Here is a 16,164-nt window from a genome sequence, read left to right as displayed (position 1 = left end):
GTAGCTTTATTTTGTAATTTAGAATATGTAAATAATTACAAACGTTTATCCATTTGTTTTACCATCATATCTTTCCACTCTCTAAAATCTCCTGCTAAGATATGTTTTCTTGCTTCGCGTGTTAACCAAACATAGAAACCTAAATTATGAATTGAGGCAATCTGTTTTCCTAACATTTCTTTTGCTGCAAATAAATGGCGTAAATAGGCTTTAGAATACATGGTGTCTACTCCTGTAATTCCCATATCGTCTATCGGACTAAAATCTTCTGCCCATTTTTTATTTTTAATATTGATAGAACCGTGTGCTGTAAACAACATTCCGTTTCTTGCATTTCTTGTTGGCATAACACAATCGAACATATCTATACCTAGAGCAATGTTTTCTAAAATGTTAATTGGTGTACCAACCCCCATTAAATATCTTGGTTTGTCTTCTGGTAAAATTTCTGTAACAACCTCTGTCATTGCATACATTTCTTCTGCAGGCTCACCTACTGAAAGACCTCCAATTGCATTTGCTTGTTGTCCTGAATTTGCAATATATTCTGCAGATTGTCTACGTAAATCTTTATACGTACTACCTTGTACAATTGGCATAAAAGTTTGCTCGAAACCGTATTTATAAGGTAATTTATCTAAGTGGTTGATACATCTCGTTAACCATCTATGTGTCATATGCATAGATCGTTTTGCGTAATTATAATCACAAGGATATGGAGTACACTCATCAAATGCCATAATAATGTCTGCACCAATAGTTCTTTGCGTTTCCATTACATTTTCTGGTGTAAAATGATGCGTAGAACCATCTATATGACTTTTAAACTTTACTCCTTCTTCGTTTATTTTTCTTCTTCCAGAAAGAGAATATACTTGGTAACCACCAGAATCTGTAAGAATATTTCTATCCCAATTCATAAACTTGTGCAAACCACCTGCTTTTTCTAAAATATCTAAACCAGGACGTAAGTATAAGTGATATGTATTTCCTAAAATAATATCAGGATTTATGTCGTTTTTTAATTCTGTTTGATGTACTCCTTTTACGGTTCCAACAGTTCCCACAGGCATAAAAATAGGAGTTTCTATTACTCCGTGATCAGTAGTTATTACTCCTGCTCTTGCCTTACTTTTTGGGTCGGTAATTTTTAAGTCGAATTTCAATCGTTTAATTTTTGATGATTTTTGTAACTATAATTAATTACAAAACTTTAGAACCTATATAACTATCTGGTTCTTTCATTTATTTATTTTCTAAAATAAATTCCATTTCATTGCCTGCAAAGATACTATTATTTAAGAATTGATAAATAAAATGAACTGTTATAAAAAAGGCAAAAAGTTAAGGGTTTATTTTTGTTGGCTAAAACGTGCGTTAAGGATTGCAGCGGCATCCTTTTTTAATAGTATTTATGCTTTTTGCATACATGCTATTAAAAAAGATATAGCGTAAAGCCTGACCTACAAGGTAACGCCCAAAAAAGATTACCAGCGTTTCTTTTTAGAGGAAGCACCAGCATTATTTCTTTTACTTTTTGGTGATGATTTTCTAAAAGAAGCACTTTTTTTATTGAAATCGTTTTTAGTTGGCGCTGCTTTTTTCTTAGAAACTTGCTTTTTAGGCTTCTCTTTTACTATAGATGCTTCTTGTGTTTTTGATGAACTAGAAATCATTTTATTAATTTCTTTCATTTCTTCATCTGTTAATTCTCGCCAATCTCCAGATTGTAGATAACCAAGTTCAACATTCATTATTCTAGTACGTTTTAACTTAGTTACTTCGTAATCTAAGTATTCGCACATTCTACGAATTTGACGGTTTAACCCTTGCGTTAAAATGATTTTAAAAATTTTATCGCTTACTTTTTCTACCAAACATTTTTTGGTCATAGTACCTAAAATAGGAATTCCACTCCCCATTTTATCAATAAAATCATCTGTGATAGATTTATCTACAGAAACAAAGTACTCCTTCTCGTGATTGTTACCTGCACGTAGAATCTTATTAACGATGTCTCCATCATTTGTTAAAAAAATTAATCCTTCAGACGGTTTATCTAAACGGCCAATAGGAAATAATCTTTCTGGGTAATTAACGTGTTTTACAATATTATTTGGTTCTCTATCATCGGTAGTAGAAACAATACCTACCGGCTTATTTAAAGCAATATATAGCGTAACATTTTTAGGCTCTACTAATCGTCCGTCTAACTTTACAACATCTTTTTTAGCAACTCGATTTCCTAATTGAGTTGGTTTACCGTTGATGGTAACTCTACCTTCATTTATAAATTTTTCTGCCTCTCTACGAGAGCACATACCAGAAGAACTGATATATTTATTAAGGTTTGTCGATTTTTGATTTGTAGTATCCAAAAGAAAATAATTTTGTGCAAAAATACAAATTATTTAAAGGGATTACCGCACTTATTTTAAATTACAAAGCTATTTGTTTAATCTATTTTCTTTTTATTAAACCATTGACCAACAAAGTTTAGGTTTAAAGTAATTTTATGAAAGTTTTCTTGAATTAAATTGCTATCTAAAGTACCTTCTCTACCGTAAGAATAAGAAATATTAAAATTATCATTACTATATTTTTTCATTGGTAAACCTAGTCCGAAAGACACAAAATAACTGTCTATTTGTTGGTTAGAAATTTTTAAAAAACCTGTATTATAATTAATACCTGCTCTATATTTTACGTTAGACCAATAATTATATTTTGTTGATGTAGACACGTATTCTACTCCAAAAGCATAAATAGATTGGTCTGCATAACTTTCGTTATTTTGCGGTTGAGAAGTATCGCTCCAAAGTAATTTTCGGTAATCTAAACTTGTTGTAATTTTTTTATTGATCACAGAAGTAAGTCCTACTCCGTAGGAAAACGGCAGTTCAAAATTCTCTAAATCATTTTCTACATCTTCTTCGATACTTATTGAGGTTCCGTTAGAAGATGTTTTATAAGAAGTTCTTGTTTGTGTTCCTCCTAAAGATGAAGGCAATTCTAACGTAGCTCCAATAGTGTTTTTTAAACCTTTAATTGATGGTAGTTTATATTGAAGTCCGGTTTTTAATTTTACTCCGCCGTAATGATTTTGATCACTGATAGAAACTAAAGAACCTGTATACGCTATACTTTCTTGATTGATAGACCCAAAAAGAAAAGCTACATCTACACCTAAAGATAAATTTTTAATCACTTTAAAACCCGTAGATAAATAAAATTTATTTAAACCTCCTTCTCCTGTAATTCTAGTAATATAAGTATCTGCAGAACCTTCAATAGCATTTTCTACATCTATATTATACCCTGTTTTTGTATACGGAAGCAAACCAATACTCATACCCCAACCTTGTTTTATAGGAAACGCAATAGCAAGGTGAGAGATGTTTCCATTGGTACTACTTTCACTAACACTATTTGTTTGTAAGGTAGAATATGTACCATTTAAACCAAATTCATATAAAAAAGATTTTGGTAAAATACTACTTAAACTCGCTGGGTTAAATAAATTTATTTCAAACGGATTAGCTTGTGCAATACCTGTGTTTCCTAAACCGGTTAAACCTCCTGTAGCTGTTTTATTTTCTACACCTAAACCAAATAATGAATAGGGTGTATTTGTATTACTTTGGGCAAACAAAGCGTGTCCTGAAACTACTAATACTAGTAATAATATCTTTTTTCTCATCTTAATAGTTTAAATATTTTACTGATAACTTTACTTCTCTATTAGTACTTGCGTTATTTTCTATAACAATGTTATTTACTTCTTTAGAATAGTTTTCCGACTGAATCATTAAGGCATAATTTAAATCGGTGTCTGAATATAAAATTTGCTCTACAAATCCACTTAAATTAACGTAGTAATAAGTGTCTTCATTAAATTCATCTGTATCTTCTATTAAAATTGCAGAAGCTATATTACCATCTATATCCGTAAGTTGTTGTATAATTCTATTTTTATGATCTACAATATAAACCGACAAGTATTCTGGTAACGGATTGTCATCACTATAACTTCCTTTTAACGGGTTAAAGGTTAATTCGGCACTTAAAGTAGCAGCATTTTCATACAATTCAGAAAGTTTTTTAATAGACGGCATCTCTATTCTCGCTGTAATTCCTGTTCCAGATTGTGCAAACAATAAATTATCTGTAGTTGTACTCAGTTTTATTTCTTCACCATCTTCAAAATCACCTAAAACCGTACTAGACAAATCTGATTGTATTTCATTAAACTGCTGTCCTGATGAAGAAATTACAAAATCTATGTAATAATCATTATCTTCACTGTCATCATCATTTATAGAATAATATAATCGCATCATAGAATTCCCTGTACCTGTTGTAGTTTGTGCATTAAAACCTAAAACATGGCTACTTACAGAAGTATCTGGTGCAATTACCAATCCTTTAAAATATTGTAGAAAATCGTCTGTATTATTAATATCATTGTCTACAATTTTATCAAAAATTTCTTTTCCTAAAACATCATCCATTTTAACAAATAAAGAATCTGTAGATTTATTAGGTCTTGGCGTAAATGAAAGTTGTCCTAAAATAGCAGCATCGTATTCTAAGGAAGATGTATTGTAAAAACTAATAGCATCGTCTTCTGGCTCTACTGTTTCTGTAATTCTATGTAATGTATAGGTTTGTACTTTTGTAGTATCTCCATAATAGTAATTATCATAATTTAAAATCATCCCTATAGAATCATACACCGCATCTGTACTTATAGAAAAATTAGAGGTTATTAATTCTAGATAAGATTTTGCAGATAAAGTACCCAAGTTTTCATCTACCACATTACCTACTAAAATTCTATTAGTGCTAGAAGTAATTATAGAATCTAATTTAAAAGTTCCTGTTTTTATAGAAAATGTATCTAAAACTCTAACCTGAATAGTGTTTTCAATAAAATCACCTCCTACTTCATAAGTAGTATCGTCGGTAGCGCAAGACGCTAAAAAGACCATACCTATAATACTAAAAATTAAATACCTCATTTTACTTTTTCAAGCAAAAATATTAGGAGAGCCGTCATCAGAAATCATAAAATATATAAACAGTCTTTTTTTATAGACTTACCACTAAAAAACATCGTTAAACCCTATAATTAACACCTTTTAAGAAAATTAACATTTGGTTTACATGTTTATCTATAAAATACCCTTGTTTGTCTATTTTGTAATGTTAGCTATTTATTAGCTTTTAAGTTTGCCTAATAATTAAGCAAATGAATAAATTAAATCTAATGAGAAAAACAAATTTAATACAAAGGAGTAGTATGCTCTTTTTAGCAACATTAATAATGTCTCTATTTTTTATAGGGTGTAGTGATGATGACGATGATGATGAGTACGGAAACTGGGTGGAGAGTTCTACTTTTGATGGTGATTCTAGAGCGAATTCTGTAAGTTTTACCATTGGTTCTAAAGGGTATTTAGTAACTGGTTATGATGGTGATGATTATTTAGCTGATACTTGGGAGTATAATTCTGATAGTGATTACTGGGTAAAGAAAGCTGCATTTCCTGGTACTGCAAGAAGTGGTGCTGTTGGTTTTACTATAAACGGTAAAGGATATTTAGGTACTGGTTATGACGGTGTAGATAAATTAAATGATTTTTGGGAATATGACCCAACGTCTGACACTTGGACTCAAAAAGCAGATTTTGAAGGTACTGCAAGATATGGTGCTATTGGTTTTGCTATTGGTAATGATGGGTATATTGGAACCGGGTATGATGGTAGTGAGCAAAAAGATTTTTGGAAATACGATGTTGCTTCTAATACTTGGGAACAATCTGTAGGTTTTGGTGGACAAAAGCGTCAGAATGCCTCTGTTTTTACTATAGATGATGTTGCTTATATTGGTTTAGGAATTCATAATGGTGGTTACGAAGAAGATTTTTATGCTTTTAACGGAACTACCTGGACACGTTTAACAGATTTAGATGATGACGAAGATGATGATGACGATTATAGCATTCTTTTAAGCAGTGGTGCAGCATTTTCTTTAGACGGAAAAGGATATGTAACTACTGGTATTGCTGGTTCTATCAACACCAATGCTTGGGAATATAGCCCTGCAACAGATACTTGGGAAGAATTACCTGTATTTGAAGGATCTGCAAGACAAAACGCATCTACTTTTACTTTTGATACAAAAGCATTTGTATTAATGGGTAGAAGCGGTAGTTATTATTTTGATGATGTTTGGGAGTTTAGACCTTATGAATTAGAAAATGAAGATGATTAACACTTCTTACTTTTAAAGATATATTTAAGGTTGAAAATTAAGCTACTTATTCCTAGTAACTTAATTTTCAACCTTTTTTGTGATAAAAACAACAGTTTATTGGGAGAGTTTTAAGAAACGTCTCATATAATTTTGCATTTGTTAAATAATGAAAACATTGAGTCCTTTATTAAAAAAAAATAACACCATAATAATTGTCCATTGTCTTATATGGATTTTCTTTTTGGTGATAACCGCCATTCAGTCTTATGCTAGATTAAGCACAATTCCGAATGAGTTTTATATTTTAAACTTCACTTTTATTGCTGTTTTTTATTTGAATTATTTAGTGTTAATCCCTAAATTTTTACTGAATAAAAAAATTATTTTATACCTTCTAATTTCATTAGGAATTATATTTTCTATAACTTTTATAATAAAATTCTGTTTAAAATTTTCTTTAAGACCACCTTTTCCGGAAGGCCAATTTAATCCTAAATTTAGAGGACCTAGAGAAAGTAATTTCAATTTAAGACCACCTATTTTACTGCTGATATTTTTTGCTTTAAGTACTTGTGTAAAGCTAGTTGCAGAATGGTATAAATCTGAAAAAGAACGAACTATTGCCGCTTCTCAAAAAGTAAATTCTGAATTATCATTTTTAAAAGCACAGTTAAATCCTCATTTTTTATTCAATACATTAAATAGTATTTATTCTTTAGCTAATAAGAAATCTGATGATACTACCGTTGCCATTGTAACTCTTTCGGAACTCATGCGATATATGATTTATGAGGCCAATGAAGACTATATATGCCTAGAAAAAGAAATAGAATACATAAAAAACTATATTTCTTTACAGTTATTACGATTAAAAGATTCTAGTGGTGTAAAAATAAACGTGCATGGAAATTTAAACTACAAAATAGAACCTCTACTACTTATTTCTTTTATAGAAAACGCATTTAAATACGGAACAGATTATAAAGGAAAAACAGATATTACTATTAAAATTTCTACCAATGATGATCAATTACATTTAAATGTTTACAATTTATCATCACTACAAAACACCTTAAACAAAGACTCTGGTATTGGTTTAGAAAACATACAAAACAGATTGAATTTATTGTACCCAGACGCGCATACTTTAGAGATTACGAATACTAAAAAATCATTTGAAGTAAATCTAAAAATCAACTTAAAAAAATAAAAAATGAAGTGTATAATTATTGATGATGAACCGCTAGCATTAGAATTATTAGAAGACTTTATTTCTAAAGTTCCGTTTTTAGAATTAATAGGTTCTTGCTCTAGTGGATTTGAAGCAACAACTATTTTACAATCACAAAAAATAGATTTAATTTTTACTGATATAGAAATGCCAGATTTTTCTGGTATCGATTTTATAAAATCTTTAGACAACAAACCACTATTTATTTTTACAACTGCATACTCGCACTATGCCGTGGAAGGTTTTAACTTAAATGCCATCGATTACCTAGTAAAACCGATTCCTTTTCATCGTTTTTTAAAAGCGGCAACAAGAGCACAAAGTTTATTGAAGTCTAAAACGGAAGAAGAAACACCTGTTACAACCTTAGAAACAACTCCTGAGTTTATTTTTGTAAAATCTGAATATGAGAATTTAAAAATAAACTTAGCAGACATAAAATATATAGAGTCGTTAAAAGATTATATTAAAATTCATACACATAGAGAAAAACCTATTTTAACACTTAGCAGTCTTAAGAATTTTGAAGAAAAATTAGGTAAAGTGAATTTTATCCGTGTTCATAAATCCTACATTGTTTCTATAAAACACATTTATTCTGTGCAAAGAAATAGAATTATTATTGATAATAATTGGATACCTATTGGATTAAATTATAGAGACGATTTTATCAAAAAAATTGATAATTAATATTACAATTCTATTGTTCTAAAAGTTAAATTAATTCTAGGTGAATTTACCTTTTTGGTTGGTGGTAATCTGTGTAGCCAATTGGTTTGTGTTCCTTTTTTCATAACCAATAAACTCCCTTTTTCTAGAATAATATCTATTCTTTGTTTGTTCTCTTTGTGTTTAAAAGAAAACTTACGATCTGCTCCTAAAGATAAAGAAGCAATAGCTCCGTTTTCCTTTAGCATTTTTTCTCCATCGGAATGATACGCCATTCCTTCATCACCAGAATGGTATAAATTTAACAAGCAAGAATTATACGTTTCACCACTCTCCTGCTCTACGATTTCTTTAAGAGCTAACAATTCTTTTGTAAAAATATTGGCGGTTTTTGTTATCTTAGAATAGGTATACGAATATTCAGACTCTCCGTACCAAGCTACTTTTCTTTTGGTCAATATCTTTTTACCAAAAATAATTGCTTCATCATTTTTAAAGTTAATGGTTTCCATTAATTTCTGATAATAAAACGCACATTGTTTTTTATCCAGAATTATTCCGTGATAATTTGTAACTCCATCATAAGGTAAAATATTTTGTATTGTTTCTGAAGAAAATAAATCCATGAAATAAAAATACAATTTTAACTTGAATTGATTACTTTTAAAAAGTCAAAAAAAAAACCAATATTTTACATGCACAATAACTTGATAATATTAGCTGGCGGAGCCTCTTCTAGAATGAAGAAACCAGCAACTTCTAAAACCATAGATTCTAATGAAACTGCACAAGCTAACAACAGAAGTAAAAGTTTAATTAGCTTAGATAAAACAGGGAGACCGGTGTTAGATTATCTGTTATATAATGCAAAAAAAGCGGGTTACAAAAACATCTATATTGTTATCAATGAAAAAGGAGGTTTGTTTAAAGAGTTCTACGGTAGTAAAGATAAAAATAACGATTTTAACGGATTAAACATTTCTTTTCCAATACAGTATATTCCTAAAAACAGAGAAAAACCTTTTGGTACTGCAGACGCACTTTTACAAGCTGTAGAACAATTTCCTGAATTGAATAATCAATTTTATACGGTTTGTAATAGCGATAATTTATACTCTACAGAAGCACTTTATACATTAAGAAAAACTGAACACAAAAATGCTTTTATAAGTTATAATAGAGATGCTTTAGAATTTCCGTTAGAACGAATTTCTAAATTTGCATTGACAAAATTAGATGCTAAAAATAACCTCATCAACATTCTTGAAAAACCTTCGAAAGAAGAGGTGCCTAATTTTTATGACAGAGACGGAAAGCTAAGAGTGAGTATGAATATTTTTAAATTTGATGGCAAAGAATTTTATCCATTTTTAAAAAATTGTCCCGTTCACCCTATTAGAAATGAAAAGGAAATGCAAAGCTCTCTTTTAAATTACATTACAAAAACTATAAATAAAGTTGTAGGAATTCCGCTTTCGGAACACGTACCAGATTTATCTTCTAAAGATGATATTGCGATTGTAAAAGCATATCTAAAAAACCATTATGCTACCTTAGATTGGACTTCTATATAAGAAAATTGATAGTTACTAAACAATTAAACATTTTAAAAGAAGGTTCTCAATTAGAATAAGTATCATCAATAAAATAGAAAAAAAAAATGATCTCGACACATTTTATTATCTATAAATAATTGGAATTACATTGTAACATATTAATTTAAACTAAAAACACAATTCAGACAAAAACATTCATAGAACATACACAAAATCAACTTTATAATATTCACAAAAAAACATCTCTACAAGTAATTATTAGAGGGTTATTACACCTTTTTAAATATACTTATGTTTAAATTATACATATTATTGCATATTATGGATAAAATTTTACTCAGTTATATTTATAAGTTTGCTTAATGTCTTTTATGACCAATATGTTAGTAGCAGAAGAAGCTTAAAAATTATCTTATTTTTTTGACTTCATTTAATATAAAAACAATTAACTAAAAAATATTTTATGCAGCAATTTGAACAGTATATCAACGGAAAATTTGTAAAATCTACCTCTACAGAAGTAATTGAAATTTTAAATCCTTGTACCGAAGAGGTGTTAGCTTTAATGCCTATTGGAAGTGTAAAGGATGCTCAATTAGCTTTAGAAGCAGCACAAGCTTCTCAACATGCATGGAAATCTCTTCCTGCAATTCAAAGAGCTAACTATTTAAATAAAATGGCTAATGTAATTCGTGAGAATAGAATTTTCTTGGCAAAAACGTTAGCAGCAGAGCAAGCAAAAGTAATGGGTTTAGCACAAGTAGAAATTGATGTTACCGCAGATTACTTTGACTATTATGCAGGTTTTGCAAGAAGAATAGAAGGAGAAATTATACAAAGTGACCGTGCTAAAGAGCATATCTTTTTACACAAAGCACCTATTGGTGTTGCTGTAGGTATTTTGCCTTGGAACTTTCCGTTCTTTGTAATGGCTAGAAAAGTTGCTGGTTCTTTAATTACAGGAAATACATGTGTAATAAACCCAAGTTCTATTGCACCAAATACGGTAATGGCATTTGCTAAATTAATAGAAGCTATAAAAATTCCTGCAGGTGTATTAAACTATGTTTGTGGTAAAGGTAGTATTGTTGGTAATGCACTTTCTAAAAGTCCTATTACTGGTATTATTAGCTTAACAGGTAGTGTTGGTGCTGGTCAAATGGTTATGGAAGCTGCATCTAAAAACATTACTAAAGTTTCTTTAGAGTTAGGTGGTAAAGCGCCAGCGATTGTATGTGCAGATGCTAATTTAGAATTGGCTGTTAATGCTGTTGTTACTTCTAGAATTACGTTTAGCGGACAAGTATGTAACTGTGCAGAACGTTTATATGTAGAAGAGTCTATACATGATCAATTTTTAGATATGGTTGCAGCAAAAATGAAAATTTTAAAAGTAGAAGATGCTTTTTCTGAGAATAACCCAGATATGAGTGCTTTGGTTTCTAAAGCGCAATTGGATAAAGTTTCTGAAATGGTAGAATATGCTAAAAAAGAAGGTGCAGAAGTTGTTGTAGGAGGAACTAGAACTCCTGGATTTGATAAAGGTTATTTTTACCAACCAACTTTATTAACCAACGTAACTCAAAACATGCAAATTATTCAAGAAGAAGTTTTCGGACCAGTTTTACCTGTGATGAAATTTAGTACTCTTGACGAAGCAATTGCTTTAGCAAATGACTGTGAATTTGGATTAACATCATCTATATTCTCAGAAAACTTTAACAAAGTAATGCATGCTGCAGAAGAATTACAATACGGAGAAACGTACATTAACAGAGAGCATTTTGAAGCAATTCAAGGTTTCCACGCTGGTTGGAAAAAATCTGGTTTAGGTGGTGCAGATGGTAAACATGGAATGGAAGAATATTTACAAACAAAAGTTATCTATGCTCAATATAGGTAGTATTTCATAATATTACAAAAGCACTTTTAATTTAAAGATCTCCCCCCAATATAGATCTTTTAAAAGTGCTTTTTTTATACACACAACAAAACTTTATTTATGGCTGAGTCAAAAAAAATCCCCGTAGTTTCCAAGGAAGTTTTAATTCCTTTCATCATCATTACCTCTTTATTTTCACTCTGGGGTTTTGCCAATGATATTACAAATCCCATGGTTGCTGCGTTTGGTACCGTTATGGAAATATCTACTGCAAAAGCTGCTTTAGTACAACTTGCCTTTTATGGTGGGTACGCAACAATGGCAATTCCTGCTGCTTTATTTGTAAGAAAATACAGCTATAAAAAAGGAATTCTTTTAGGATTAACATTATACGCAATTGGAGCTTTATTGTTTTTTCCGGCAGCGCAATTTGAAGTCTTCGGTTTCTTTTTAGGATCACTTTATATTTTAACATTCGGATTGGCGTTTTTAGAAACCACAGCAAATCCGTATATCCTTTCTATGGGTGATGAAAGAACGGCTACACAACGTTTAAATTTAGCACAAGCTTTTAATCCTATTGGGTCTTTATTCGGGATGTTTGTAGCATCTAAGTTCATTTTGGTCGCTTTAGATTCTGACAAAAGAAATGAAGCTGGTGAATTGATTTTTAGTACGCTAGATGAAGCTCAAAAAGCAATTATTAGAACACATGATTTAGCTATTATCAGAAACCCGTATGTAATTCTTGGATTTGTTGTTATAGCAATGTTGGTTTTAATTGCAGTAACTAAAATGCCAAAAAGAAGCACAACTACAACCTACTCTAGTGCAGCAGATTCTTTTAAAAGGTTATTTGCAAACGGAAAATACAAAGAAGGTGTTTTAGCACAAATGTTTTATGTAGCAGCACAAATTATGTGTTGGACATTTATTATCCAATATGCCGGAAACTTAGGAATCCCTAAATCTACAGCACAAAACTTTAATATTGTTGCCATGTCTATTTTCTTAGGAAGTAGGTTTATCAGTACTTTTATGATGAAATATATCAACGCAAAAAAACTACTAATGATTTTCGCACTTGGTGCAATGGTTACCACTGCCGGAGTTATTTTAATTGAAGGAATGGCTGGTTTATATATGCTAGTTGCAACCTCAGCATTTATGTCTTTAATGTTCCCTACAATTTACGGAATTGCTTTAGACGGATTAAGTGAAGAGGATTCGGCTCTAGGAGCTGCAGGTTTGGTTATGGCAATTGTAGGTGGCGCTTTAATGCCAATATTACAAGGTTCAATGATAGATATGGAAAAAATTGGTCCATTTACGGGAGTCAACTTTTCATTTATTTTACCTTTTATCTGTTTCTGTTTTATAGCACTTTATGGATACAGAACAATGAAAATTTATAAATAAAAAAATGGAAATAAAAATAAACCCTAAATATCCTTCTGTAACAGATTTAAGAAAAAGAGCAATGGTTAAAATGCCAAAATTTGCTTTTGAGTATTTAGATGGTGGATGTAACGAAGATATTAATTTAGATAAAAATCGTACTGACCTTCAGAAAATAGAGTTAATGCCTCAATATTTATCAAAGTTTGATAAATCTAATTTAAAAACAGAATTATTTGGTCATGAATATGATGCACCTTTTGGAATTTCACCAGTTGGACTTCAAGGGCTAATGTGGCCAAATTCTCCAGAAATTTTAGCAAAAGCAGCCTTTGATCATAATGTTCCTTTTATCTTAAGTACTGTTACTACTTCTAGTATTGAGCGCGTAGCAGAATTAACAGAAGGAAAATCTTGGTTTCAATTATACCATCCTGCAGAAGAAAGTGTTAAAAGAGATTTGTTAGATAGAGCTGCAAATGCAGGAACAGATGTCTTAGTTATTTTAGCAGATGTACCTACATTTGGTTATAGACCAAGAGATGTTAGAAACGGCTTAGCAATGCCTCCATCTATGAGTGTAAAAAATATTCTTGAAGTATTTAAAAAGCCAGATTGGGCCATCCAAACTTTAATTCATGGACAACCTGCTTTTAAAACCATGGAAAAGTATATGCCTAAAGGTTTAAATTTAAAAAAATTAGGTGAATTTATGGATGTAACTTTTTCAGGTCGATTAAATGAAGACCGAATTGCTTCTATAAGAGACCAATGGAAAGGTAAATTAGTAATAAAAGGTGTTGTAAATGAAATGGATGCACAAAAAGCCATTAACTTAGGTGTAGATGGATTAATTGTATCTAATCACGGAGGAAGACAATTAGACGCTGGTCAATCTTCTATTGTACCAATGACGCATTTGGCTAAAAAGTTTAAGAATGAAATAAAAATAATGGTCGATTCAGGCCTGCGTGGAGGTCCAGATATTGCAAGAGCGATGGCTAACGGAGCAGAATTTACATTTATGGGACGTAGTTTTATGTATGGTGTTGGTGCATTAGGAAAAGAAGGTGGTAACCATACCATTTCTTTAATGAAACGAGAATTTCAGCAAGTTATGGAGCAATTATGCTGCGAACATGTTAAAAACTTGCCGAACCATTTAATAAAATAGCAAACAATAATGACTACATTTTTCTTATACTAATATTTTATTTTTTTAATTATAACAGAAATTTAGTACCTTTATTAAGGTATTAAATTTCTGTTTTTTTTATACAAAATATTTTTTTCATGAAATTACACCGCTTAGATAGAAGCAGTATTAGTAATAGCTCTTTAACTACCAAAGTAAATGAATACCCTTATTTTTTAAAAATATGGCATTATCATGCCGAATTAGAATTAGTGGTGATCTTAAAAAGTGAAGGTACTTGTTTCATTGGTGATAGTATTGAAAAGTTTAATGTTGGAGATGTAATCCTAATTGGTAAAAACCTACCTCACATGTGGGTGAATAGTGATGATTATTTTAATCAAAACGCCACCAAATTAGTAAAAGCTATTGCGATTCATTTTAAGCAAAACTATTTGGGAGATTCATTTTTTGAAGCTTCAGAAATGAAGCATATATTAGCCCTTTTTGAAAGAGCTAAGTATGGTATAAAGTTCTTAAATGTAGATACTAGCCTTATCACCGATATTAAAAAAATGCTTGATTTAGAAGGATTTAATAAAACAATCTCATTTTTAATTATATTAGATAAACTAGCAAAACACACATCTACAAAAAAATTAGCCAGTGATGGGTCTGTTAATTCTTTTAAATCTACTAAAAGTGATATACAAGATAAAGTACAAGCTTACATATTTAAAAACTTCAATAAAGAAATTAATTTAGAAACAGCTGCTTCTATTGCCAACATGAATACAGCTGCTTTTAGTCGCTATTTTAAACGTATAAATAAAAAAACGTTCTCTAGATACGTTACTGAAATAAGAATAGGATACGCTTGCAAAATGTTAATGGAAGACAAATTTAATATTACCAGAGTTTGTTATGAATCTGGCTTTAAAAATATATCTAATTTTAATCGTCAATTTAAAATAGTGATGAATGCTACTCCTTCTAACTATTTAAAAAAGTATAGATCCAAAATTTCCGGGCAGTAATTAATTAGTGCTAACGTTATTTCATTAGCTTTTACAATATATAGTGTTAAACATTAAATTTAAAAGGAAAAACCCTCTCTTTTTATCTAGTTAATCCTAGATAAAAACTCAAATACCTATGCTTTAATTTGCTTTATCTAATATCAATCTAAATAATAAGGCAAAATAAGTATCATTAATGGTCAAAATTTAGGAAGACTCCAATAATCAGTTTTTGTACTATTGTATCTATAAATATTAATATCATTTCCACATGAAAGTAGGTCTATTTATCCCCTGTTACATCAATCAGTTATACCCACAAGTTGGAATTGCAACTATAGAACTTTTAGAAAAATTAAATGTTGATGTTGGCTATCCGTCAGGGCAAACCTGTTGTGGTCAACCCATGGCAAATTCAGGTTACGAATATGAATCTGTTGGTGCATGTAATAACTTTGTAGACAATTTTAAAGAGTTCGATTATATTGTTACTCCCTCTGGAAGTTGTGCATATCATGTAAAAAAACATTACAACATTATTCCTCAAACAACTGAAGTTACAAAAGTAAGAGACAATGTATATGAATTGTGCGATTTTATTTTAAATATCTTAAAAATTAAAGACGTAGGTGCTACTTTTTCTCACAAAATTGGCATTCATAAAAGTTGCCATGGATTAAGAGGTTTGCGTTTAGGTTCTTGCTCGGAAGTGGTTGGTAAAAAATATTCTTATATAGAAGAATTGTTACAAGAAGTAAAAGGAGCAGAATTAGTCACCTTAAAAAGAAGCGACGAATGTTGTGGTTTTGGAGGCACCTTTGCAGTTACAGAAGAGGCCGTTTCTGTTAAAATGGGAAAAGACAAAATTAAAGACCATTTAGAAAGTGGTGCAGAAGTAATTACTGCTACAGACACTTCTTGCTTAATGCATTTAGAAGGATTAATTAATAGAAACAAACAACCTTTAAAAGTTTTGCACATCGCAGAAATTTTAAATAGCAACCTATAAAATACT

The 16,164-nt window shown here is 30.4% G+C and carries 14 protein-coding genes; 9 read left to right on the top strand and 5 right to left on the bottom strand.

Annotation, left to right across the window (positions count from 1 at the left end):
• Window positions 1-35: 35 nt before the first annotated feature.
• The 4 genes from tgt to H0I29_RS11970 form a co-directional block, all read right to left on the bottom strand.
• Window positions 36-1,166, bottom strand: a complete 1,131-nt coding sequence (gene tgt / locus H0I29_RS11985) for a tRNA guanosine(34) transglycosylase Tgt (RefSeq protein ID WP_218732934.1) — start codon at window positions 1,164-1,166, stop codon at window positions 36-38.
• Window positions 1,167-1,487: 321 nt separating this feature from the next.
• Entirely contained in the window at window positions 1,488-2,378 is an 891-nt protein-coding gene (gene rluF / locus H0I29_RS11980; protein ID WP_218752522.1) for a 23S rRNA pseudouridine(2604) synthase RluF, read from the bottom strand.
• Between the two features lie 77 nt (window positions 2,379-2,455).
• Window positions 2,456-3,700, bottom strand: a complete 1,245-nt coding sequence (locus tag H0I29_RS11975) for an outer membrane protein transport protein (protein ID WP_218752521.1) — start codon at window positions 3,698-3,700, stop codon at window positions 2,456-2,458.
• A 1-nt stretch (window position 3,701) separates the two neighbouring features.
• Window positions 3,702-5,021, bottom strand: a complete 1,320-nt coding sequence (locus H0I29_RS11970) for a DUF4270 family protein (RefSeq protein WP_218752520.1) — start codon at window positions 5,019-5,021, stop codon at window positions 3,702-3,704.
• A 248-nt stretch (window positions 5,022-5,269) separates the two neighbouring features.
• On the opposite strand from H0I29_RS11970, the gene H0I29_RS11965 reads away from it, so the two are divergent.
• The 3 genes from H0I29_RS11965 (at window position 5,270) to H0I29_RS11955 (ending at window position 8,180) form a co-directional block, all read left to right on the top strand.
• Window positions 5,270-6,277, top strand: coding sequence for a kelch repeat-containing protein (locus tag H0I29_RS11965; protein ID WP_254712619.1), 1,008 nt, complete (start codon window positions 5,270-5,272; stop codon window positions 6,275-6,277).
• Between the two features lie 148 nt (window positions 6,278-6,425).
• Window positions 6,426-7,469 (top strand): sensor histidine kinase, encoded by a 1,044-nt coding sequence (locus tag H0I29_RS11960; RefSeq protein WP_218752519.1) that lies wholly within the window; start codon window positions 6,426-6,428, stop codon window positions 7,467-7,469.
• Between the two features lie 3 nt (window positions 7,470-7,472).
• Window positions 7,473-8,180: a LytTR family DNA-binding domain-containing protein gene (locus tag H0I29_RS11955; protein WP_218752518.1), complete on the top strand. Its 708-nt coding sequence runs from the start codon at window positions 7,473-7,475 to the stop codon at window positions 8,178-8,180.
• Between the two features lie 2 nt (window positions 8,181-8,182).
• Here H0I29_RS11955 and H0I29_RS11950 read toward each other — a convergent pair whose 3' ends face one another.
• Entirely contained in the window at window positions 8,183-8,785 is a 603-nt protein-coding gene (locus tag H0I29_RS11950) for an alpha-ketoglutarate-dependent dioxygenase AlkB (protein WP_218732928.1), read from the bottom strand.
• Window positions 8,786-8,854: 69 nt separating this feature from the next.
• Between H0I29_RS11950 and H0I29_RS11945 the strand changes: the two genes are divergently transcribed.
• The 6 genes from H0I29_RS11945 to H0I29_RS11920 all read left to right on the top strand — a co-directional run bounded on the left by H0I29_RS11945 (window position 8,855) and on the right by H0I29_RS11920 (window position 16,158).
• Window positions 8,855-9,733, top strand: a complete 879-nt coding sequence (locus H0I29_RS11945; protein ID WP_218752517.1) for a sugar phosphate nucleotidyltransferase — start codon at window positions 8,855-8,857, stop codon at window positions 9,731-9,733.
• A 445-nt stretch (window positions 9,734-10,178) separates the two neighbouring features.
• Window positions 10,179-11,618, top strand: a complete 1,440-nt coding sequence (gene aldA / locus H0I29_RS11940) for an aldehyde dehydrogenase (protein ID WP_218752516.1) — start codon at window positions 10,179-10,181, stop codon at window positions 11,616-11,618.
• Window positions 11,619-11,717: 99 nt separating this feature from the next.
• On the top strand, window positions 11,718-13,016 hold the full coding sequence (fucP, locus tag H0I29_RS11935; RefSeq protein WP_218752515.1) for an L-fucose:H+ symporter permease: 1,299 nt from the start codon (window positions 11,718-11,720) through the stop codon (window positions 13,014-13,016).
• 4 nt (window positions 13,017-13,020) lie between these two features.
• Window positions 13,021-14,169 (top strand): alpha-hydroxy acid oxidase, encoded by a 1,149-nt coding sequence (locus tag H0I29_RS11930; RefSeq protein ID WP_218732924.1) that lies wholly within the window; start codon window positions 13,021-13,023, stop codon window positions 14,167-14,169.
• Between the two features lie 119 nt (window positions 14,170-14,288).
• Window positions 14,289-15,167, top strand: a complete 879-nt coding sequence (locus tag H0I29_RS11925) for an AraC family transcriptional regulator (RefSeq protein WP_218752514.1) — start codon at window positions 14,289-14,291, stop codon at window positions 15,165-15,167.
• 253 nt (window positions 15,168-15,420) lie between these two features.
• Window positions 15,421-16,158: a (Fe-S)-binding protein gene (locus tag H0I29_RS11920; RefSeq protein WP_218752513.1), complete on the top strand. Its 738-nt coding sequence runs from the start codon at window positions 15,421-15,423 to the stop codon at window positions 16,156-16,158.
• Window positions 16,159-16,164 lie beyond the last annotated feature (6 nt).

The organism is Polaribacter sp. R2A056_3_33 (assembly GCF_019278485.1).
In the GTDB taxonomy this organism is placed as follows: domain Bacteria; phylum Bacteroidota; class Bacteroidia; order Flavobacteriales; family Flavobacteriaceae; genus Polaribacter.
Note: the sequence above shows the minus strand (reverse complement) of the source record. Positions and strands in the feature narration are given on the sequence as shown.